General features: G+C 70.4%; 22 protein-coding genes. 4 read left to right on the top strand and 18 right to left on the bottom strand.

Annotated features, from left to right (window positions below; translation table 11 throughout):
* Positions 1–71: 71 nt before the first annotated feature.
* From ASE56_RS02930 to ASE56_RS02940, 3 genes are all read right to left on the bottom strand, one after another.
* Entirely contained in the window at positions 72–398 is a 327-nt protein-coding gene (locus ASE56_RS02930) for a DUF3140 domain-containing protein (protein ID WP_056224767.1), read from the bottom strand.
* Between the two features lie 70 nt (positions 399–468).
* Complete coding sequence (locus ASE56_RS02935; RefSeq protein ID WP_056224769.1) at positions 469–1,377, bottom strand: DMT family transporter; 909 nt, start codon at positions 1,375–1,377, stop codon at positions 469–471.
* A gap of 7 nt (positions 1,378–1,384) precedes the next feature.
* Entirely contained in the window at positions 1,385–2,656 is a 1,272-nt protein-coding gene (locus tag ASE56_RS02940; protein WP_056224771.1) for a serine hydrolase, read from the bottom strand.
* A gap of 188 nt (positions 2,657–2,844) precedes the next feature.
* Between ASE56_RS02940 and ASE56_RS02945 the strand changes: the two genes are divergently transcribed.
* A complete protein-coding gene (locus ASE56_RS02945; protein WP_056224772.1) occupies positions 2,845–3,498 on the top strand; it encodes a heme oxygenase (biliverdin-producing) in 654 nt (217 codons plus the stop codon).
* 3 nt (positions 3,499–3,501) lie between these two features.
* Here ASE56_RS02945 and ASE56_RS02950 read toward each other — a convergent pair whose 3' ends face one another.
* Together ASE56_RS02950 and ASE56_RS02955 are read right to left on the bottom strand one after the other, a co-directional pair.
* Complete coding sequence (locus ASE56_RS02950) at positions 3,502–4,875, bottom strand: ATP-dependent RecD-like DNA helicase (RefSeq protein WP_056224774.1); 1,374 nt, start codon at positions 4,873–4,875, stop codon at positions 3,502–3,504.
* A 9-nt stretch (positions 4,876–4,884) separates the two neighbouring features.
* Entirely contained in the window at positions 4,885–5,370 is a 486-nt protein-coding gene (locus ASE56_RS02955; protein WP_056224776.1) for a MerR family transcriptional regulator, read from the bottom strand.
* A 51-nt stretch (positions 5,371–5,421) separates the two neighbouring features.
* Between ASE56_RS02955 and ASE56_RS02960 the strand changes: the two genes are divergently transcribed.
* Both ASE56_RS02960 and ASE56_RS02965 read left to right on the top strand, forming a co-directional pair.
* Entirely contained in the window at positions 5,422–6,255 is an 834-nt protein-coding gene (locus ASE56_RS02960; RefSeq protein WP_056228100.1) for an NAD(P)/FAD-dependent oxidoreductase, read from the top strand.
* A gap of 42 nt (positions 6,256–6,297) precedes the next feature.
* A complete protein-coding gene (locus ASE56_RS02965) occupies positions 6,298–7,377 on the top strand; it encodes a hypothetical protein (RefSeq protein WP_056224777.1) in 1,080 nt (359 codons plus the stop codon).
* Positions 7,378–7,384: 7 nt separating this feature from the next.
* Here ASE56_RS02965 and ASE56_RS02970 read toward each other — a convergent pair whose 3' ends face one another.
* Together ASE56_RS02970 and ASE56_RS02975 are read right to left on the bottom strand one after the other, a co-directional pair.
* On the bottom strand, positions 7,385–9,367 hold the full coding sequence (locus ASE56_RS02970; RefSeq protein WP_056224779.1) for a cytochrome c oxidase assembly protein: 1,983 nt from the start codon (positions 9,365–9,367) through the stop codon (positions 7,385–7,387).
* A gap of 77 nt (positions 9,368–9,444) precedes the next feature.
* Entirely contained in the window at positions 9,445–9,732 is a 288-nt protein-coding gene (locus ASE56_RS02975) for an HU family DNA-binding protein (protein ID WP_013584778.1), read from the bottom strand.
* A gap of 414 nt (positions 9,733–10,146) precedes the next feature.
* Here ASE56_RS02975 and ASE56_RS02980 point away from each other — a divergent pair, with 414 nt between their 5' ends.
* Positions 10,147–11,598, top strand: coding sequence for a helix-turn-helix transcriptional regulator (locus ASE56_RS02980; RefSeq protein WP_162234482.1), 1,452 nt, complete (start codon positions 10,147–10,149; stop codon positions 11,596–11,598).
* 114 nt (positions 11,599–11,712) lie between these two features.
* Here the strand turns inward: ASE56_RS02980 and rpsN are convergent, their stop codons facing one another.
* The 11 genes from rpsN to ASE56_RS03035 all read right to left on the bottom strand — a co-directional run bounded on the left by rpsN (position 11,713) and on the right by ASE56_RS03035 (position 19,789).
* Positions 11,713–12,018: a 30S ribosomal protein S14 gene (rpsN, locus tag ASE56_RS02985; protein ID WP_022878196.1), complete on the bottom strand. Its 306-nt coding sequence runs from the start codon at positions 12,016–12,018 to the stop codon at positions 11,713–11,715.
* Between the two features lie 4 nt (positions 12,019–12,022).
* The gene (gene rpmG, locus ASE56_RS02990) at positions 12,023–12,193 is read right to left on the bottom strand and encodes a 50S ribosomal protein L33 (protein ID WP_013584775.1); all 171 of its coding nucleotides are present in this window, start codon (positions 12,191–12,193) and stop codon (positions 12,023–12,025) included.
* Entirely contained in the window at positions 12,193–12,429 is a 237-nt protein-coding gene (gene rpmB / locus ASE56_RS02995; RefSeq protein ID WP_055832508.1) for a 50S ribosomal protein L28, read from the bottom strand. The genes rpmG and rpmB overlap by 1 nt, the downstream gene beginning before the upstream one ends.
* A 237-nt stretch (positions 12,430–12,666) precedes the next feature.
* Complete coding sequence (locus tag ASE56_RS03000; protein WP_056224782.1) at positions 12,667–13,338, bottom strand: DNA-3-methyladenine glycosylase; 672 nt, start codon at positions 13,336–13,338, stop codon at positions 12,667–12,669.
* Positions 13,338–14,762 carry a hypothetical protein gene (locus tag ASE56_RS03005; RefSeq protein ID WP_056224784.1) on the bottom strand — a complete coding sequence of 475 codons (1,425 nt, stop codon included), beginning with the start codon at positions 14,760–14,762 and terminating at the stop codon, positions 13,338–13,340. Before ASE56_RS03005 ends, ASE56_RS03000 begins: the two co-directional genes overlap by 1 nt.
* On the bottom strand, positions 14,752–15,609 hold the full coding sequence (locus tag ASE56_RS03010; RefSeq protein ID WP_056224786.1) for a hypothetical protein: 858 nt from the start codon (positions 15,607–15,609) through the stop codon (positions 14,752–14,754). Before ASE56_RS03010 ends, ASE56_RS03005 begins: the two co-directional genes overlap by 11 nt.
* Complete coding sequence (locus ASE56_RS03015; protein ID WP_056224789.1) at positions 15,602–16,636, bottom strand: permease; 1,035 nt, start codon at positions 16,634–16,636, stop codon at positions 15,602–15,604. The genes ASE56_RS03010 and ASE56_RS03015 overlap by 8 nt, the downstream gene beginning before the upstream one ends.
* The gene (locus tag ASE56_RS03020; protein WP_056224791.1) at positions 16,617–17,030 is read right to left on the bottom strand and encodes a Fur family transcriptional regulator; all 414 of its coding nucleotides are present in this window, start codon (positions 17,028–17,030) and stop codon (positions 16,617–16,619) included. The genes ASE56_RS03015 and ASE56_RS03020 overlap by 20 nt, the downstream gene beginning before the upstream one ends.
* A gap of 88 nt (positions 17,031–17,118) precedes the next feature.
* Complete coding sequence (locus ASE56_RS03025) at positions 17,119–17,979, bottom strand: metal ABC transporter permease (protein ID WP_056224793.1); 861 nt, start codon at positions 17,977–17,979, stop codon at positions 17,119–17,121.
* Positions 17,976–18,791: a metal ABC transporter ATP-binding protein gene (locus ASE56_RS03030; RefSeq protein WP_056224794.1), complete on the bottom strand. Its 816-nt coding sequence runs from the start codon at positions 18,789–18,791 to the stop codon at positions 17,976–17,978. The genes ASE56_RS03025 and ASE56_RS03030 overlap by 4 nt, the downstream gene beginning before the upstream one ends.
* Entirely contained in the window at positions 18,788–19,789 is a 1,002-nt protein-coding gene (locus tag ASE56_RS03035; protein ID WP_056224797.1) for a metal ABC transporter solute-binding protein, Zn/Mn family, read from the bottom strand. The genes ASE56_RS03030 and ASE56_RS03035 overlap by 4 nt, the downstream gene beginning before the upstream one ends.
* Positions 19,790–19,829: the final 40 nt, after the last annotated feature.

The raw sequence follows: 19,829 nt of genomic DNA on the forward strand, positions 1-19,829 counted from the left end.
GTGTCCGTTGTACCCCGGATGCCTATGCGCCCGGGCCCCGTCGCGCCGACCCTCACGAAGTCCTTACGGGGTCACTTCTTCGGGTCGTTGCCCCAGTTCATGAGCGAGTACCGCCAGTCGGTGTCGGTGATGTCGCCCTTGGGCTTCTGTGCGCTGTGCCGTTTGACGTAGCCGACGACCTTGCGCATGTGCGCGTAGTCGTCGTCGGTGAGGTCGGCCTTCTTCTTCTCGAGGATGCGCACGATGTGCCGCCCGCTCTCGTGCCCGGTCGACTCCCCGCCGTCCTTCTTCTGGCCGACGGACTTCGACTCGTCGGTCTCGAGCCACTTCTTCAGCTCGCTCGCGGTCATGTTGACCGCCTCATCGAAGTCCTTCTTGGTCTGATCGTCGTCGCTCATCCGGTCATCCTCGCCACCGCCCGGGTGCGCGAGAGACCCCTTGCGGAGTCGCCGGGGTCATGGCATCCGCTCAGCCGATCGGCTCGCTGAGGGGTTCTTCGGTGTCCGGTCCCGGATGCCGTGCCCCGGCGCTGCGGCGGGCGGCGGCGAGCACGGCGCCGATGCTGGCCGTGATCACCAGGGCGATTCCGACGAGCTCGAGCCACGACAGGTGCTGACCGAGCAGCAGGAACCCGGCGATCGAGGCGGTGGCCGGGCCGAGGCTCATCAGGATCGCGAAGGCCGACGCCGCCAGACGGCGGAGGGCGACGAGCTCCAGGGCGTAAGGGATGGTGGATGACAGCAGGGCGACCGCGGCGCCGAGGGCGAGGATGTCGGGGCGGAAGAGGGCCGATCCGGCCTGGGCGATGCCGAACGGCAGGGCGATGACGGCCCCCACGGCCATCGCGAGCGCGAGGCCGTCGAGTCGCGGGAACTCCCGACCCACCCGCGCCGAGGCGAGGATGTACAGGGCCCAGCTCACCGCCGCGCCCAACGCGAAGAGCACGCCGAGGGCGTCGAGGCGGTCCCACCCTCCGGCTCCGAGGGCGACGACGCCGCAGAGCGCGAGTCCGGCCCACACCCAGCGGGCGACACCCGTCGCGGTGAGGATCGACAGGGTGAGGGGCCCGAGCACCTCGATGGTCACGGTCACGCCCAGCGGCAGCCGCTCCAGTGCGAGGTAGAACAGTCCGTTCATGGATGCCAGCACCACGCCGAACCCGACCACGGAGCGCCACGCGGAGCCCGTGTGCCCGCGCAGATGCGGCCGGGCGATGAGCAACAGCAGGACGGCCGAGAAGAGCAGCCGCAGCATGACGATGCCGAGCGGCCCGGTCTCGGGGAACAGCATCACGGCGAACGACGCGCCGACCTCCTGGCACGCCAGTCCGACGAGCACGAGCGAGGCGGCCGACCCCTGCCCGCCGCGCGCGGTCATCGCGAGGTCATCCGGCGGGAGGAGCGCAGATGGCGTTGCCGGCGATGTTGTCGCGCATCTGCTCGGCGGTCCACGGCAGCCCCGCCTGCGGAGCCGTCTGCCCCTGGGCGGCCGGAGCCTTCGACGCGATCGCCGCGAGCTCCCAGGCCAACCACGCGCCGGTGGTCTTGTTGCCGCCGGAGTTGTTCAGCACGACCGCGATGGACATCCCCGTCGTCGGGTCGGCGAAGGCGCCGACCAGGTACCCCGGGGCCGATCCGTACTGGCCGACGAGCGACCCCGCCTGGAAGGCGCCGCCCGCGGCGGTGAACCACGTGGGCTGATCGCCGCCGACGGGGACGGGGGCGGCGAATCGGTCGTTCCCGGCCGGCAGGAGCGCACCCGTGGCGAGCGCCTGCGCGTACCGCCCCAGATCGGTGATGTTCGTCACGGCCCCGGCCGCGGCGCCGCCGTAGCTCGAGGACATGTCGGTGTAGTCGCCCGGGTCGGTGCAGTTCCAGGCGCCCTCGGCGTTCTGCTGCGACCAGTAGCCCGAGAGCGAGGCCGCTGCGGGATCGGCCGGGGCGGGGTCGGGGAGTCCGGTCGCGCCGAGGCCCAGGGGCTCGGTGACGCGCTCGGCGATGAGCTGGGAGAGCGGCTCGTTGGCGATGCGCTCGGCGGCGAGACCCGCGAGCACGTAGTCGGTCGCCGAGTCGGAGAAGGCCACACCGGGGGCGTTGGTCCGGGGGCTCGCGATGCCGTAGGTCATGAGCTCGCGCGGGTTCCACACGCGCTCGGGGTTCTTCGCCACCTGGCCGTCGAGCACCGAGGTGTAGGACGCGAGGCCCGAGGTGCCGTCGCAGAGCTGACGGAGCGTGATGTCCTCGTACCCGGGGAGGTTGCTGACCCAGTTGGTGACGGGATCGCTCATCGACGCCTTGCCGTCCGCGGCCAGGCGGTAGAGCACGTCGCACGTCATCGCGCCGGTGACATCGCCCGCGCGGAATGCGAGGTCCGCGGTGACCTCTGCGCCGCCGGGTCCCTGGGTTCCCATGCCCGACACCCACGTGCCGCTCCACGGCGCCCAGACGCCCACGATCGCGCCGGTGGAGCCCGTCGCGGTCATGGCGGCGGTCACGGCGTTCTGCAGTTCGGTCACCGTCGCCTCGGGCAGCGGCGCGTCGACTTGCGCGGGGACGTTGACCGACACCGAGCCTTCCGGCGTGCAGCCGCTCAGGATGACGGCGAGCACGCTCGCGCCCGCGATCGCGATGGCCGCGGAACGACGCCATGCCCGCATGTGAAACCCCCAGCACTTCCGCGCGCGACGAAGCGCCCGCTCCGAAGATTCAAACACACGGCACCTGAACGAAAGGGCCGCTTGCGCTCCCGTTACCGTCACGTCTGCATCACGACGCTGCCGACGCCGAGCGAGCTCGGAGGGAAATAGGGGTTAGGGGAACCTAACTCTGTGCGTAAGATGGCCGCATGAACGCCGTCGTCCTGTTCTCGACAGCTCTGCGCGAGCGTTCCAGCGACGCGCACTCGCCCAGCGAGTGCGACGGTTTCATGACCGACCTGCTCACGGGGGCCGGCACGCGCGACGACTACATCGCCCTCATCGCCCAGCACTGGTTCATCTACGCGGCCCTCGAAGAGGCGGCGACCCGCATGCGGACCGATCCCGTGGCATCCGTGTTCCTCCAGGGCCGACTCTCGCGCCTTCCCGCTCTCGAGGCCGACCTGGCCTTCTTGATCGGTGCCGACTGGCGCGAGCGCATCGCCCCTCTTCCCACGACGCAGGCCTACGTGTCGCGCATCCGCCGCGTGGCCGCCACCTGGCCCGGCGGTTTCGTCGCCCACCACTACACCCGCCTGCTCGGCGATCTGTCGGGCGGTCCGTCGATCGGCCGCCTCATGCGGCGCCGGTTCGGTTTCGAGACCAACGGCATCGGCTTCCTGCTGTTCGGCGACATCGCCGATCCCAAGGCGTTCAAGACCGTCTATCGCGAGCAGCTCGACGCCGCGCCGTGGGACGACCGCGAGAAGGAGCGGGTGATCGCCGAGGTGCTCGTCGCGTACCGCTTCACCACGGAGCTGTTCGCCGACCTCACCCGCGCGAAGGCCCACCAGGTCGCGTGAGGCTCACGCCTTCGCGGCGTCCTGCCGCGAGAGCCACGCCTGTTTCATGAAGCGTCGGACGTCCTCGTCGACCCGGATGTCGCTCGGCTTGAGCGGCCGCGTGAGGTAGAGGCCGTCGAGCGAGGTCAGGCGGCTGAGGGCGACGTAGGTCTGCCCCGGGGCGAAGGCCCCCGCTCCGAGGTCGACGACCGCCCGGTCGTAGGTCTTGCCCTGCGACTTGTGGATCGTCACGGCCCACGCCAGGCGCAGCGGGAACTGCGTGAACTCCGCGACGATCTCGCGCGAGAGGTTCTTCGTCCCCGGGTCGTACGCGTAGCGGTACCTCTCCCACACGGCCGGCTCGACATCGTGCTGGATGCCGTCGACCTCGACGCGCACGCTGTCGCCGGCGATGCGGGTCACGGTGCCGATCGTGCCGTTGACCCAGCGCGGGGCCTCGCCGAACTGCGCGCCGTCGTTGCGCAGGAACATCACCTGCGCGCCGACCTTGAGCGTGAGCTCCATCTCGGCCGGATAGTTCGCCTCGCCGCGCCCGAAGTCGCCCGAGATCTCGGCATTCGCAGTCTGCGTGCGGCCGATGAGCTCGTCGAGGTGCTTGCGGTTGATCGTGTTGACGCGGTCGTTGCGGGTCGCGAGCGTGATGATCGGGTGCTCGCCGTCGGCCGGATGCGGGGGTGTGCGCGCACCCGCGGTGTTGAGCACCCCGGCCATCTCGGCGGTGACCCGGCCGTACCGCACGGCGTTCAGCAGCTGTTTGAACCCGGGGTCGGACTGCCGGTGGATCTCGACGAGCTCGTTCACGTGCAGGTCGGCACCGTGGCGGCCGATGTCGATGAGACCGTCGCTGGCGGCCTCGCCCGACCACACCTTCGCGTCGAAGAACCAGAACGAGCGGTAGTGGTCGCGGATGTAGCGCGCCTCGTCCCCTCGCGGCGGCACGGGCGCCAGCTGGTACGGGTCGCCGAACATGACGATCTGAGTGCCGCCGAACGGCTCCGACCGTCGACCGCGGGCCTGGCGGAGCGAGCGGTCGATGGCATCCATCAGGTCGGCATTGACCATCGAGATCTCGTCGATCACGAGGGTGTCGATGGCGTTCAGGATCTTGCGCGTGGCGTCGTTCTGGTCGATGTCGCCGTTCGCGATGAGCCCGATCGGCAGGCGGAACAGCGAGTGGATCGTCTGCCCCTCGACGTTGAGCGCAGCCACCCCCGTGGGCGCGCAGACCGCGATCTGCTTCTTGGTGTTCCACGCCAGGTGCTGCAGGAGGGTCGATTTGCCGGTGCCCGCGCGCCCGGTGACGAAGACGTGCTCGCGGGTGTCCTCGATCAGCCGGAACAGCGCCTGCTGCTCGGCGGAAAGGGGCGGCGTGGTCACCGGCCCATGCTAGTTCGCGCAGGTCGCCTCAGACGGCGAGCTGGGGACGGGCCCGCCCGTCGGCTCGGTGTGGACGAGCAGCCACCGCGCCTCCCCCGACAGCACGTCGGCGACGTGGCTGCGGAAGCGCGGGCACTCGGTGATGTCGTGCGAGCGGCAGCGCAGGGCGTGCTCGGTCATGGCGCGGGCCTGGGCGATGTCGGCCGCACGTCGGTCCAACTCCGCGACGTGCTCCTCGAGCACGCGATGCCGATCGGGGGCTCCGTCGTCGAGCAGCACCCGGATCTGGTCGAGCGAGAGCCCCGCGGCCTTGTTCCGCAGGATCACCGCGATCCGCACGCTGTCGCCCTCGGTGTAGCGGCGTCGGCCCGCGGCATCCCGAGTCGGATCCAGAAGTCCCGCGTCCTCCCAGTGCCGCAGAACATGCGTCTCGAGACCGAACCGCGCCGCCGCCTCGCCGATCGACTCGCCGTCCTTCACCGCGCTTGACTTCATGTCGACATGAAGTCACAGGATGGACGAGAACGCAAACGGAAGGAGCTCATCGTGTACGACGCGATCATCATCGGAGGCGGCCCCGCGGGCCTGCAGGCGGGCCTCACCCTCGGGCGCATGCACCGCCGGACCCTGCTGCTCGACTCGGGCGACTACCGCAACGGCACCGTGCGCCACGCGCACAACCTCCTGACGAACGACGGGCGCGACCCCGCCGAGCTCCGCCGCCTCGGCCGGGAGGAGATCGCCGCGTACCCCGACGTCGAGATCCGGGATGCCGCCGTCTCGGCCGTCGCACGAGAGGCCGACGTCCTGACCGTCACGGTGGGCGACGAGGTCCTCCGCGCCCATGCCGTCATCCTCGCCACGGGGGTCGCCGACCGGCTGCCCGACATCCCCGGCCTCGCCGAGCAGTGGGGCGACCGCGTCGCCAACTGCCCGTTCTGCCACGGTCACGAGTTCGCCGGTCGACCGGTGGCGATCGTCAATGGCAGCGCCCACGCCGCAGTCCTCGGACGCATGCTCGAGCCCGTGGCATCCGAAGTCCATCTCATCGATCCCGCCGACGTCGTCCGCGTCACCGGGACGACCGACGGGCTCGCGCTCGAGCGCGCCGACGGCTCGGTGCTCGAGGTCGCCGGGGCGTTCGTCGCCCCGACGTGGAGCTCGCGTGCCGGCTTCGTCGACGGACTCGGCGTGGAGCTGCAGGAGTCGGGAGCCGTGCGCACCGATCCCTTCGGGCGCACGAGCATCGAGAACGTCTACGCGGTGGGCGATCTGGCGCACCCCGATCACCTGCCGGGACCCCTGTTCTCGCTCGCCGCGGCCATCGCCGGCGGTCAGCTGGCGGCTGTCGCGATCGTGCAGTCGCTCGTCATGGACTGACGCGCGCGGCGCCTCCACAGGAGCTTTTCCTACACTGGAGGCGTGGACACCGCAGGCGGGGGCCCCGCGACGCCCGAAGGCGTTCGCGGCGCGCGCGCACGCCCCGCGGCCACGATCACCGGGATCGTCCTGGTCGGCGTGCTGCTGATCGCCGCGCTCGGGGCGGGAGCCGCCTCGCTGTACCGCGAGTTCTACAGCCCCCGCGCCTTCGTCCAGCACTACCTCGAGCTCCTGCAGGAGCGCCGCACGGCGGAGGCTCTCGCGGTTCCGGGCGTGGCCGTCGACTCCGCCGAGCTGCAGTCGGCGGGCCTGCCGGCCACGGCATCCGAGGCGTTGCTGCGTCCCGATGCCCTGACGTCCTTGACGGATGCCGAGATCACCGGCGAGAGCGCCGACGGCGACGAGACGCAGGTCACGGTCTCGTACACCGCGGGCGGGTACGCCGGAAAGACGACCTTCTCGGTGCAGCACGACACGAACGAGGGCCTGCTCCCCCGGTGGCGGTTCGCCCGCAGCCCGCTGTCGGTGATGAAGCTCACGGTCGAGGGATCGATGCGGTTCGCCGTGAACGGGTTCGAGGTCGACAAGCGACAGGTCTCGGTCGACGGGGCCGACGTCGATCCCACGGCCGCTGTCCCGCTGCTGGTGTTCTCGCCGGGGCTCTACTCGGTCGACGTCGACACGGCGATCTCGGCGACCCCCGGTGTCGCCGTGCTCGCCGACGCGCCGCTGGCCGGCATCCCGGTCGACGTGCAGGCGCAGCCGACCGACGAGTTCATCTCGGTCGTGCAGTCGCGCGTCGAGGACTTCCTGACCACGTGCGCCCAGCAGAAGGTGCTGCAACCCACCGGCTGCCCCTTCGGTTTCACGGTGCGCAACCGCATCGACGACGCGCCCACCTGGTCGATCGTGCAGCAACCCGAGGTGACCGTGGTCCCCGACGGCGCCGGGTGGCGCATCCCCTCGGCGAAGGCCGTCGCGCACATCGTCGTCGACATCCGCTCGATCTTCGACGGCAGCGTCCGCACGGTCGAAGAAGACGTCGCGTTCCGCGTCGACGGCGAGATCACGGTCCTGCCGGACGGCACCGCCTCGATCCTCGTCGGCGGATCGTCCGACTGAGTCCCGCCTAGTTGCCGCGGGATGCGACCCGGGCGTCGCGCTCGGCGAGGCGAGCGAGCTCCTCGTTGTACGCGTCGAGCTCGAGATCGCCGACGCGGTCGACGTGACGGTCGCGGCGGCGCTGCTGACGCTCGTCGCTCCGGCTCCACTGGATGGCCACCGCGATCGCCAGGATGAGGGTGGGGATCTCGCCGACCGACCAGGCCACACCGCCGCCGACGTACTGGTCTTGAAGAGGTGTCGCCCCCCAGGTCCTGCCCATCGCGCCGAACCACTCCGCGACCATCAGACCCGAGTTCATCATGATCGCGATGCCGAAAAAGGCGTGCATCGCCATGATCGCGATGAGCACGAGCAGGCGCATGGGGTAGGGCAGGCGGTAGGGAACGGGATCGATGCCGATGAGGCTCAGCACGAAGAGGTAGCCCGTCACCAGGAAGTGCGCGACCATCCAGATGTGCCCGACGTGGTCGTACAGCGACCAGCGGAACAGGTCGGTGTAGTAGAACGCCCAGAGCGAGCCGATGAACAGGCCCGCCGCCACGTAGGGGTTGGTCAGCACCTTCGCGACCGGGTTGTGCACCGCCCAGAGGATCCACTCGCGGCCGCCGCGCGTCCCGTCGGTGCGCTTGCGGATGGCGCGCGCCGCGAGCGAGACCGGGGCCCCCGCCACGAGCATGAGCGGGATCGCCATCGACAGCAGCATGTGGCCGATCATGTGCATGCTGAACAGGTAGTCCTGGTACACGTTGATCGGACCGGACGTGACCCAGAACACGCTCAGCATGCCGAGGACCCACAGCACCGTACGGTAGATCGGCCACGAGTCGCCGCGGCGGAGCAGACGCCAGACGCCGGCGAGGTAGAAGAAGATCCCGAACGCGACCACGAGGGTCCAGAGCAGATCCACGTCCCACGCGGTGAACCAGCGCTCGATGGTCAGATCGGGAGGCAGCGGCGCGCCGGTCAGCACCTCGGCCGGGGTCTGTCCCACCAGCGGGGGCTGCACCGGCGGGGGTGTCCGCGCGAGGGCTGCGGCGACACCGCTGGCGATGCCCATGAACGCCAGCTCGAGGGTGATGACGCCCCAGAAGCGGCGGGAGCCGGGCTCGTCGGCCATGCGCGAGATCAGTCGACGGCGGTACCAGGCGCCCAGGACGCCCATGGCGATCAGCGCGCCCACCTTGACGAGCACGAGGACGCCGTAGGCCGACCAGAGGTTCTGGAGGCCCAGGAGGCCGATCGAAGCGCGGACGGTTCCCGAGATCGCGACGACGATGAAGGCGACGAGGGCGATCGACGAGTAGCGCAGGAGCGCGGTCTGCAGTTGCCCGCGCGACATCGCGGGGCGGACGACCACCAGCAGGATCAGCCCGCCGAGCCACACGGCCGCGGCCATGATGTGCAGAACGAGCGAGGTCACGGCCGCGTTGTGGCTGGCTTCTTCGCCCGCGTGGCCCTGCGTGCCCATGGGGATGAGCGAGGCGAGGGCGAGGATCGCGACGACGAGCGTGGGGATCCACGAGCGGACGGCGAAGGTGAGCACGGTCAGCACGGCGCCGGCGATGGTGGTGATCAGCCACGCCTGCCCGATCGAGCTCTCGACGAGGAAGCGTCCGAGCTGCTGCCCGAACACCGCGTCGAGCGTCGGCTTCGCATTCAGGACATTGAGGAAGGTCAGATACCCCGTGGTGGCCGCCGAGACGGTGAACACGGCGGCGCCGATGGATGCCGTGTCCAGGGCGATCTCGAAGGGTCGCTCCCCCGCCGTCAGGGCGAACAGCGCCAGGACCAGCGAACCGACCATCGTGGCGGCGGCGAGGTTGACGACGACGGTGGCGATCGGCAAGCCCCACCGGACGACCGGGCCGGGGTCGGCGAGCTGCGTGGGAGCCGCTCCGCCTCCGTACGCGAGCCCCACCGCGACGGCGATCAGCGAGACCACGACCAGGATGACGGGTCCCGCGACGCGGAGCAGGCGGGGATTCACCCCCTCAGCCTACGTCGCGAGAGAACCACAGAGGGGGGATGCCGTGTGGCATCCCCCCTCTGTCGTTCGACGTCGTCTTACTTGACGGCGGCCTTCAGCTTGGAGCCCGCGGTCACCTTGACGCGCTTGCCGGCGGGGATCGAGATCTCCTCGCCCGTCTGGGGGTTGCGGCCCGTGCGAGCCGACGTCGCGACCTGCTCGAAGGCGATCCAACCGGGGATCGAAACCTTGCTGCCCTTGGCGACCGCCTCGGAGACGGTGGAGAAGAGGGAGTCGAGCACGCCCGACACGGCGGACTGGCTCTGCCCGGTCGCGCTGGCGATGCTCGCGACGAGCTCGGTCTTGGTGATGGACTTGTCAGCCATGTGGTTGTCCTCCAGGCGACGACGTAGGTCGCCTCTCGTTACGCGGACGAGGGGGGAATCCTCCTCGGTGGTCGGGAGACCGCCTCGACAGTATCAACCGAACCGCGGAATTACGGGGATTCTGACGGATTTCGACCCATTCTCGACCGGCGTGTCGTGCGACCTATGGGACGCGTGAGGCGGATGGGTCGGGTGAGCCCGCCCGCGTCACCGCCCAGCTCCGGGCCCGGAGTCGAGAGTCCGCGCTCGTCCGAGCGTGCCCCGTCGCCGGCCGTCCGCGACGCCGCGACACGCTGTCACGCGTTGTTGACAGCATGCCCCGCTCACGCGGTCGGCGAGACCCACCCGAAGTACATTCGGCCGGATTGCGCTCCGCGCGCACTCCACCCGCTGGGCAGCGACGAAGGGGGAGAGATGCCAGGTTCACCCACCTCGATGGAGGCACGCGCCATACTCCGCGCGGCCGCCACGACGACGGCCCTGCGATTGCTGCCCGGTCACGGAGTCCCCGCACCCCGCCACCTCGCACTGCTCTCGGAGGCGGAGCTTCCCGAGCCGCCCGCGGTCTGGACCGACTCCACGGCTCTGCCGCTGGCAGCCCTCCTGGCCGCCCGTGCCCGCCGCGACGCCCTCACCGAGGGCACCGCCGCCCTCTCCCGCTACTTCGACGTGGTCCGCCTGCGGCGACCGGCCACGCTGTCGTCCGGCGCGCGGTCCCAGTTGTACGCCTCCGCCGGCGAGTACGGCACCGCCATCGGCTGGCCGCAGGTGGGCGCACGCTTCGGAGTCGAGGCCCTCCTGTTCGCCGACACCGACGCGACCAGGTACCGGGCGCTGTCGGTGAGCGCCCTGGGACACGCACTGAACGGCGAATACCTGGCGGCCGAAAGCGCCCGAGCCGAGGCCGCCGAGCTGTTCACGGCTCGGGAATGGCCTGCCGCCGACATCTCCCCCCTGCTTCAGCTCGCCGAGGCTCTCATCGCCGCCGCCGATCTGAACGTCTCGCGACTGCGGGGTGTGGCGGTGACGATGCGATGCGCGCATCCGGACGACCCCTACGCGGGGTACGCGGCACGCGTCGTCGAGGTGGTGGCGATGGTACTGGACCGTGACCTGGGCACCGGCCGCGCCGAATGTCAACGACTCCTGCACGGCAGCCGCCGACTCAGCAGCCAACGAATGGTCCGGCATCTCCTCGTCTGCATGCTCGCCGACATCCTCGTCGCGCAGGGCGAACACCGTGAGGCGTTGACCACGCTGGATCCCTTCGAGTCCCCCGAGGGTCACGGCTCCTGTTTCGCGATGCAGCGGACCGGCGCGTTGCTCGGGCTCGGCCGCGAGCGCGAGCTGCTGCTCGAGACCGACGCCTGCGTCGCACCCGGATCGAATCATTGCCTGCGCACCCTGACCCCCGCCCTGGTGAGACGGGCGCTGGCACAGAACCGGCTGGGTTACACCCGGCGGGCACGCCAGAGCATGCAGGCGGCCCTGCATCTGATCGTGCGCACCGGCTCCTCGGCGACGCCGTTCCTCGCTCTGCCGCACGACGAGACCCGGGCGCTGATGGACGCCGTGGCCGACGATGACACCGTGCTCGCCGCGGCCCTCCCGCACCTGCAGGCGACACTCGCGCGCGTCGCCACGTCCGGCTGCGAAGCCCACTCGCCGGTCGCGGCGGCTCGTCTCACCCCGACCGAGAGGGCGACGGCCGACCTGTTGCGGCAGTCGCTGAGCCTCGTCGAGATCGCTCGCGAGCGCGGCGTCTCGCTCAACACGGTCAAGAGCCAGGTGCGCTCGATCTACCAGAAACTGGGCGTGCGCGGTCGGACCGACGCCGTCGAGATGCTCGCCGCCCTCGACAAATGAGCGTCGTGCAGCGCCGCGCTCCGGACCCTGATGGAGCCGCCGCCGATCGACGCCGTCAACGACGAGAGGCGAGGGCCCCGCTGGGGCCCCCGCCTCTCGTACGGTGTCTGGTGCTTACCAGGACGACTTGGTCACACCGGGCAGCTCGCCACGGTGGGCCATGTCACGGAAGCGGACGCGCGAGACGCCGAACTTCGTGAGGACACCACGGGGGCGGCCGTCGATGACGTCGCGGCTGCGCACGCGCGCGGGCGACGCGTTGCGGGGGAGCTTCTGCAGACCCACGCGGGCGGCCTCGCGGGCCTCGTCGGTCGCGTTGGGGTCGACCAGGGTCTTCTTCAGCTCGGCGCGCTTCGCGGCGTAGCGCTCGACGACGACCTTGCGCTGCTCGTTGCGCGCGATCTTGCTCTTCTTAGCCATGTGCTTAGCGCTCCTCTCGGAAGTCGACGTGCTTACGGACCACGGGGTCGTACTTCTTGAGCACGATGCGGTCGGGGTTGTTGCGGCGGTTCTTGCGCGTCACGTAGGTGTATCCCGTGCCGGCGGTCGAACGCAGCTTGATGATCGGACGAACGTCCTGAGCCTTCTTCGCCATTACAGCTTCACGCCCTTCGCCTGCAGGTCACGGACGACGGACTCGATGCCGCGAGCGTCGATGACCTTGATGCCCTTCGCCGAAACGTTGAGCTTGATGTTGCGACCCAGCGACGGAACGAAGTAGGTCTTCTTCTGCACGTTCGGGTCGAAGCGGCGCTTCGTCCGGCGGTGCGAGTGCGAGATGTTGTGACCGAAGCCGGGAACCGCTCCAGTCACCTGGCACACTGCTGCCATGGTGATGTCTCCTTCTGTACCGTGACACCGGACGGTGTCACCCAAGATCCCTTGTCTGCACCCCGTTCGAGCACGGCGGAAGGCCGGGATCGAGAGCAGGGATGCGAACTGCGTGCTGGAGTGCGCGCAGACAAGGGGTCAGTCTAGCACGGCGTGTCGCCTTGACCTGATCAGGTCATCGAACGCGAGGGCCCCGAGCCTGTCGAGGGAGCGGGAGCTTCGACGGGCTCAGCCCCCTCACGCCCCACCCGCCTCCGCCGCACCCCGGCCCCACCGGAACGCCGAGACCGTGGCGTCCCCCTCGATCCAGAAGCGCCACGGGAACGCGTCGGTGCCGGCGATACCCGCGACCCCCACGCGCGGCCCCGTCGCCACGACCGGCGGCGGCGCCTCGGGCAGGAGCAGCCGCGCTCGAGCCCCGGCCCGCTCCGCGCCGGTGACCGCGTCGATGCCGTCGTGGATCGGATGCCGAAGACCCACCGCGTCGCCGAATCGTCCGGGACCGCGAGCGAGATCCCGCGACGCCCGCACCGCCCCGCGGCGCTCGAGCCGCCGCCGCTCGGCGATGTCTGCCCCCTCGACGATCTCGCCGCCGCGCAGCAGGACTCCGCCCGCGACACCCTCGGGGCCGCACACGACGTTCACGCACGAATGGATGCCGTGACTCAGGTAGACGTAGAGGTGCCCCGGCTCCCCCCACATCGTGGCGTTGCGCGCCGTCGGCCCCATGCGGGCGTGCGAACCCGGATCGGGCTGCTCTCCGGTGCCGAGGCCGTGGTACGCCTCGACCTCGGTGAGCCGGGCCACGACCCGTTCTCCGCCGACCTCGGTCTCGAGCAGGGCGCCCAGCAGCCGGGGAGCGACCTCGACCGGCAGATCGACGAGGTCGGCGCGGGTCGCGGGGCGCATCACTGCGGGGGCACCTGGCACCACGACAGGTCGAAGCCCTGCAGCGCGACGATCTCCTGCCCGGTGTCGACCTCGACGAGGTGGGTGAGCAGGCGCTGCGGAAGGGGCAGCTGATAGCGGTCGAAGGGATTGTCGACCGCGCGCGGCGCGACCAGCACCGCGGCATAGCGGCCGCTCGGCGACACGCACGTCTGCAGCACGGTGTCGGAGCCCGGCACGCTCAGCAGCTGGCGGACGGTGCCGTCGGTGTCGACGTGCGAGACGATCGTCGATCGCGACACCCCGTCGGAGCTGATGTCGGCGAACGAACGGATCGTCCCCGCCCCCGCGCCGGGCATCGGCGTCGCCCGTCCCGCCATCCCCGGCGGGTCGACGGGCTCGACGAGCCCCTGCTCGGAGCCGTCGGTCAGATCGATCTCGCGGATGCCCTCGAGCCTCTCGACGATCGCGACCGAAGAACCGCGGGCGATGCCGTCGATCGACACGGCGCTGCCGAGGGGCGCGGCGTTGCCGCCCTGGGCGTCGGTCAGGAGCAGGCGGGAGTCGAAGGTGAGCACCAGCATGCTGTCGGTGTCGGGCACGAAGCGATAGTCGGCGATGCGCACGTCGCCGCCGTTCAGCCCCACCTCGACGGGCGGGGAGTCGTCGGCCGCCGACGCCGTGAACAGGCGGCTCTCGCGACCTCCGGCGGCGCCCAGGTCGGCATCCGAGAAGGTGAATCCGATGCGCTCCCCTCGGTCTGCCGACTGCAGGTTGGTCACGTACCCGGGGCCGGGGAGGGCGATGTCGCGCTGGTTCTTGCCGTCGGGGTCGGTCACGATCACGCGCGGGGTGTCGCCGTCGCGCACCGAGATGACGAGGTGGTTGGCGGTGGCGCGGAAGTCCTCGATGTGCGGGTTCACGAACACCGGGAGCCCCGCCTGACCCTGCAGGTCGGTGCGGAAGATCGTGTCGCCCTCGGGAGTGCCGCGCTGCATCAGGTAGGCCTGCAGCGGAGGGGTGCGGAAGGTCTCGGTGAGCGTCGAGGCCGGACCCGCGCCCAGGCCGTTCACCCCGTTGACGGTGATGCGGTAGTCGGTGTCGTCGCGCAACGGCAGCGTGAAACGCACGCCGACGCTGCGCCCCGAGGTGTCGACCGTGAACGGTGTCGCCGGGTCGACCTCGACCTGCGAGGGGTCGACCTTCTGCAGCGACTGCGTCGTGGTGAGGATCACGCGCGACCCGGATGCCGCGACGGCCGCGGCGGGATCGACCTGCACGTCCGTGACGCGTGGTCCCTGCGCCACCGCGACCACTCCGCCGAGGCCGCCGACGACCACGAGACCGACGAGGACGGCCGCGAACGCGATCGCGAATCCACGCCCGCGCCGGCGGCGGGCGCGCGAACGGCGGGAGTCGCCGCCGCGACGGGAGTCAGTACTCATACGGGTCCGAGGGCTCGTCGATCGCGGCGACCTGATCGGCGTGCACCGCGAGCTTGCCGTCTCCGCTCGAGCGCACCGTCCCGGTGACGGTCACCCACTGGCCGGTCGAGGGGGCACCGGTCGTCGCGGTGATGGGCAGACGCGCGGTCTGCGCATCGATCACGCAGTGCGTGATCACGAGCCGGGTGAGATCGAAGCTCGAGCCGTCGTTCGCCGGGGTGATGAACCCGGTGAGGGTGACGGGCTTGCCGTCGAAGGTCTCGGGGTTGGTGGCGTGCGCGAACACCGCCGACCAGTCGCCGATGCCGAACTTGGAGGTGTCGCCCGAGGCGGCCAGGGTCACCGCGTCGGAGCCGGCAAACAACGGAGGCGCACCCACGTCGCGCGACACCGCCAGCTCGGTCGATAGCGACGCCGCGGGGGTCAGCAGCACGGCGATCACCGCCCCCGAGGCCAACACGCCTCCGGTGAAGGCGGCGATCCCGCCGGGTGTCAGGCGCGGGCGGGCCGCCAGGTGGTCGTGCGCGACGTGATCGTGCTCGTCGAGCGGGTCGGCGTGCGCGTGATCGGCGTGAGCGAACGCCTCGCGGCGGGCGGAGGCCGCGGCGGGGGAATGCCCGTGCTCGTGGTCGTGGCCGTGATCGGCCTCGGCTCCGAGCGGCAGGGCGAACGAGGCGATCGCGCCGATCAGCGCGACGAAGGCCATGCCGACGGCGAACCACGCCGAATCAGGGTTGATGTACAGCGCCATCCGCCCGGTCGCCCACAGCGTGATCGTCGTGATCGACAGGCACGCGGTCAGGCCCACCCCGAGCCAGCGCGTGGCGAGAGCACCCGTTCTAGACAAGGAGGTTCACCACCGTTCCGAGCGTGAAGGCGAAGAGCACGACGACCACCGTCATGCCCACGAGGACCCGTGACGAGAAGGTCGTGCGCAGCAGCGCCATCATCTTGAGGTCGATGATCGGCCCCACCACGAGGAAGGCCACGATCGAGCCGGGCGTGAAGGTCGAGGCGAACGACAACGCGAAGAACGCGTCGACGTTCGAGCAGAGCGAGACCACGATCGCGAGCGCCATCATCGCGGCGATCGACAGCGCGGGGTCGGATCCGATCGCCAGCAGGGCGCTGCGTGGCACGAGCACCTGCACGGCCCCCGCGAGGAGCGAACCGATGATGAGCGCCGGCATGACCGAGCGCAGCTCGACGACGAACTGGGCCAGGGTGCGCCGGCCGCGGTCACCGCGCTCCTGGACGACGATCTCGCACGTCTCGAGGAAGCGCTCGGTGAGCAGCTTGTCGGGATCGGGATGCCGGCTGTACAGCCAGCCGATGAGGTTGGCGACGAGGTAGCCGCCGATCAGACGCGCCACCAGGATGCCGTCGCTGAAGCCGAAGGCGGCGTGCGTGCTGATGATGACGATCGGGTTGACGATGGGAGCGGCGACCAGGAAGGTCAGCGTGTCGCTCACCCCGAAGCCGCGCATCAGCAGGCCGCGGGCGAAAGGCACGTTTCCGCACTCGCAGACCGGGATGAACATGCCCAGCAGCGACAGGACGGCCCGGCGCGCCCACGGCGCGCGGGGCATCCATCTCTCGATCGCCCCCGGGGGCACCCAGACCTGCACGATGATCGACAGCACGACGCCGAGGACCACGAACGGCAGCGACTCGATCAGCACGCTGAGCGCGAGCGTGAGCCCGTCCTGCGCGCGGGTCGGGAGCGATTGCGCGAAGAACGTGGGGGCGAAGGCGTCCACGAGGAACAACCCCGTGACCACGACGACACCCAGGCCGAGCGCGACGAGGGTGCGGGAGGCGCCCGAGCGTTGCGGCGGGGGTGCCGTGGTGCGACTACTCGTCGCCACGCTCACGAGCCCGGGCGTGGGCGCAATCGGTGCAGATGCCGAAGATGTCGACCACGTGCTCGGCCTCGCTGAAGCCGTGCTGCGCGGCGGTGCGCTGCGCCCACTCTTCGACGTCGGTCGCTGCGATCTCGACCGCCTTGCCGCACGAACGGCAGATCAGGTGGTGGTGGTGACCGCGCGTCTCGCAGGCGCGGAACAGGTTCTCGCCGTCGGGGCTCTGCAGGGAGTCGGCATCGCCGCGGGCCGCGAGACCCGCGAGGGTGCGGTAGACGGTCGCGAGGCCGATGCCGGTGTTCTCGTCGCGCAGGGTCGCGTGCAGCGACTGGGCGCTGACGAAGCCGGGAGCTCCGGACAGAGCCTCCCGCACGCGTTCGCGCTGCCACGTATTGCGCTGGACCATGGCCGCGAGTCTAGCGAGGCGATCGGTGAATCGGCTGGGCGCGGGCGATGTCGCCTGGGCACACACGGCCCGGAGATGGTCGGCGCCCTCAGACCGCCCGGGTCGTGCGATCGCGGCGGGCGCCGACCAGGCGGCACACGAGGTAGATCGCGAACGAGATGGTCGTGATGTACGGGCTCACCGGCAGCGTTCCGGCCACCGCGAGCAGCACTCCGCCCACGGCCGAGACGAAGCCGAACAGCGCGGCCAGCAGCGGCACCGAGAGGGGACCGGATGCCACGCGCATGGCCGCCGCGGCGGGCGTGACCAACAGCGCCATCACCAGCAGTGCGCCGATGATGTGCACCGCCACGGCGACGATCAGGCCGAGCAGCAGCATGAATGCCAGCGACACGGCGGTGGTGGGCACTCCGCGTGCGGCCGCCGACTGCGGGTCGAGGGAGTCGAAGCGCAGCGGGCGCCAGATGAGCAGCAGGGCGACCAGCACCGCGACGCCGATCACCACGAGCCACCCGAGCTGCTCGCTCTGCACCGACACGATCTGCCCGGTCAGCAGGCTGAAGCGCGTCGCGCTGCGCCCGTTGTAGAGCGAAAGGCACAGGATGCCGACACCCAGGCCGAACGGCATGAGCACGCCGATGATCGAGTTGCGATCGCGCGCGCGGGCGCCCAGCACCCCGATCAGTGCGGCCGCGATGAGGGAGCCCACGATCGAGCCCGACACGACGTCGACGCCGATGAGCAGGGCCACCGCGGCGCCGGCGAACGACAGCTCGCTGATCCCGTGCACGGCGAAGGCCATGTCGCGCTGCATGACGAAGACACCGATGAGGCCGCCCACCAGGCCCAGGACCGCACCCGCGTAGACGGAGTTCTGCACCAGCTCGAGGATCGCGCCGTACTGGCTCACCCCGCCGAAGAGGGCGGTGCCGACGTCGGACCAGTTCATGCGTCGTCCTCGTCGTGGTGATGGTGGTGGGCGTCCTCGGCATCCGGGGCTCCGACGACGATGAGCTGGTCGCCGGCGCGGACGACGAACACGGGGGCGCCGTACAGGGCCGAGAGGGTCGCGGTCGTGAGCACCTCGTCGGGAGTCCCGAGGGTGAAGCGCCCGTTGGCGATGTAGAGGATGCGGTCGACGCGCGACAGCACGGGATTGATGTCGTGGGTGACCAGCAGCACGGCGGCGTCGCGCTCGCGACGGTAGCGGTCGATGAGTCGCACGACGGCTTGCTGGTTGGCGAGGTCGAGGCTCGTCAGCGGCTCGTCGCAGAGCAGGAGGGCGGGGTCGTCGGCGAGGGCTTGGCCCACGCGCAGTCGCTGCTGCTCTCCGCCGGAGAGGAGCCCCACGGGGCGGTCGCCGAACGCGGTGGCCCCCACCGCCTCGAGCAGTTCGTCGATGCGCGCGCGATCCTTCTTGCGCGACAGGGGCAGGCCGAGTCGGTGCCCGTCGACCCCGAGACCGATGATGTCGCGGCCGCGGAGGGGCGTCTCGCGCGGCAGGGGGCGCTGCTGGGGGATGTAGCCGATGCGGCGGTTGCCGGCGCGGCGCACCGGGGCTCCGAGCGCCTCGATCGATCCCCCGCTGAGGCGTTCGAGCCCGAGGATCGCGCGCAGCAGCGTGGTCTTGCCCGAGCCGCTGGGTCCGAGCACGGCGACGAGCTCGCCGGGCTCGACCTCGAGGTCGAGCCCGGCCCAGAGCTCCCGGCCCCCTCTTTCGAGGGCGGCTCCGCGGATGCGCAGCGGTGCGGTCGCGCTCACGCCGCCAGCGCGTCGGACAGCGCCGTGATGTTGCTCTGCATCCACGAGATGTAAGTCTGTCCCTCGGGGAGCGTTTCCGTGAACTCGATCACGGGGATGTTCTTGGACTTCGCTTCGTTCTGCACCTGTGTGACCTCGGCGCCGCCGGTCTGCGGGTTGACGATCATGACGGTGATCTGACCCGAGTCCAACAGCTGGAGCGACTCGAGCAGGGTCGCGGGCGGGACGTCCTGGCCCTCTTCGACCGCCTCGCTGAACTCGTTGGGGGTCGCGTTGTCGAGGCCCGCGGTGGTGGTCAGGTACACCGGCACCGGCTCTGTCACGAAGATCTTCTTGCCGGCATCCTTCGCCTTGATCGCGTCGAGGGAGTCCTCGAGACCGGCGATCTGCTGGGTGAAGGCCTCGGCGTTGGCGTTGAAGTCGGCGACGTGGTCGGGCGCGATCTTGCCCAGTTCGTCGGCGATGGCCTCGGTGAGGTCTTCGATGGTGTGGGGGTCGTACCAGACGTGCTCGTTGAAGCCCTCGATGTGGTCGTGACCGTCGCCCTCGGCGTGCGCGTGATCGTCGGCGCTCTCGCTCGGGGCGGGGCTCGCGTCGTCGTCGGAGTGATCCTTCGACCCGGGGTAGTCGTGGTTGTACTCCACGGCGGTGAGCACGGGAGCCGCCGTGCCGCTGGCCTGGATGAGGGACTCCATGAACGCGTCGTAACCGGCGCCGTTCTCGATCACGAGACCGGCGTTCTTCAGCGTCAGCTGGTCTTGCGCGCTCGCCTCGTACTCGTGCGGGTCCTGGCTGGGCGAGGTGATGATCGAGGCCACATCGACGTACTCGCCGCCGACCGCCTGGGCGATCGAGCCGTAGACGTCGGTGGATGCCACGACCTTGACCTTTCCGGACGAGTCCGACGAAGCGGGCGAGGCGGTGCCTCCGGCGCAGCCGGCGAGCGCGAGAACGGAGACGGCCCCGAGGACGACGGGGGCGAGAATGCGGCGGGTCATAAGGAAACCGTATCGCCGTTGATAATCGTTCTCAAACTCA

The organism is Microbacterium sp. Leaf203, from assembly GCF_001421275.1.
GTDB lineage: Bacteria > Actinomycetota > Actinomycetes > Actinomycetales > Microbacteriaceae > Microbacterium > Microbacterium testaceum_A.

Coding starts and splice junctions, on each gene's coding strand:
- ASE56_RS02930 (WP_056224767.1), bottom strand. CDS start 398: ATGAGCGACGACGATCAGACCAAGAAGGACTTCGATGAGGCGGTCAAC.
- ASE56_RS02935 (WP_056224769.1), bottom strand. CDS start 1,377: ATGACCGCGCGCGGCGGGCAGGGGTCGGCCGCCTCGCTCGTGCTCGTC.
- ASE56_RS02940 (WP_056224771.1), bottom strand. CDS start 2,656: ATGCGGGCATGGCGTCGTTCCGCGGCCATCGCGATCGCGGGCGCGAGC.
- ASE56_RS02945 (WP_056224772.1), top strand. CDS start 2,845: ATGAACGCCGTCGTCCTGTTCTCGACAGCTCTGCGCGAGCGTTCCAGC.
- ASE56_RS02955 (WP_056224776.1), bottom strand. CDS start 5,370: ATGAAGTCAAGCGCGGTGAAGGACGGCGAGTCGATCGGCGAGGCGGCG.
- ASE56_RS02975 (WP_013584778.1), bottom strand. CDS start 9,732: ATGGCTGACAAGTCCATCACCAAGACCGAGCTCGTCGCGAGCATCGCC.
- ASE56_RS02980 (WP_162234482.1), top strand. CDS start 10,147: ATGCCAGGTTCACCCACCTCGATGGAGGCACGCGCCATACTCCGCGCG.
- rpsN (WP_022878196.1), bottom strand. CDS start 12,018: ATGGCTAAGAAGAGCAAGATCGCGCGCAACGAGCAGCGCAAGGTCGTC.
- rpmG (WP_013584775.1), bottom strand. CDS start 12,193: ATGGCGAAGAAGGCTCAGGACGTTCGTCCGATCATCAAGCTGCGTTCG.
- rpmB (WP_055832508.1), bottom strand. CDS start 12,429: ATGGCAGCAGTGTGCCAGGTGACTGGAGCGGTTCCCGGCTTCGGTCAC.
- ASE56_RS03000 (WP_056224782.1), bottom strand. CDS start 13,338: ATGCGCCCCGCGACCCGCGCCGACCTCGTCGATCTGCCGGTCGAGGTC.
- ASE56_RS03005 (WP_056224784.1), bottom strand. CDS start 14,762: ATGAGTACTGACTCCCGTCGCGGCGGCGACTCCCGCCGTTCGCGCGCC.
- ASE56_RS03020 (WP_056224791.1), bottom strand. CDS start 17,030: ATGGTCCAGCGCAATACGTGGCAGCGCGAACGCGTGCGGGAGGCTCTG.
- ASE56_RS03025 (WP_056224793.1), bottom strand. CDS start 17,979: ATGAACTGGTCCGACGTCGGCACCGCCCTCTTCGGCGGGGTGAGCCAG.
- ASE56_RS03035 (WP_056224797.1), bottom strand. CDS start 19,789: ATGACCCGCCGCATTCTCGCCCCCGTCGTCCTCGGGGCCGTCTCCGTT.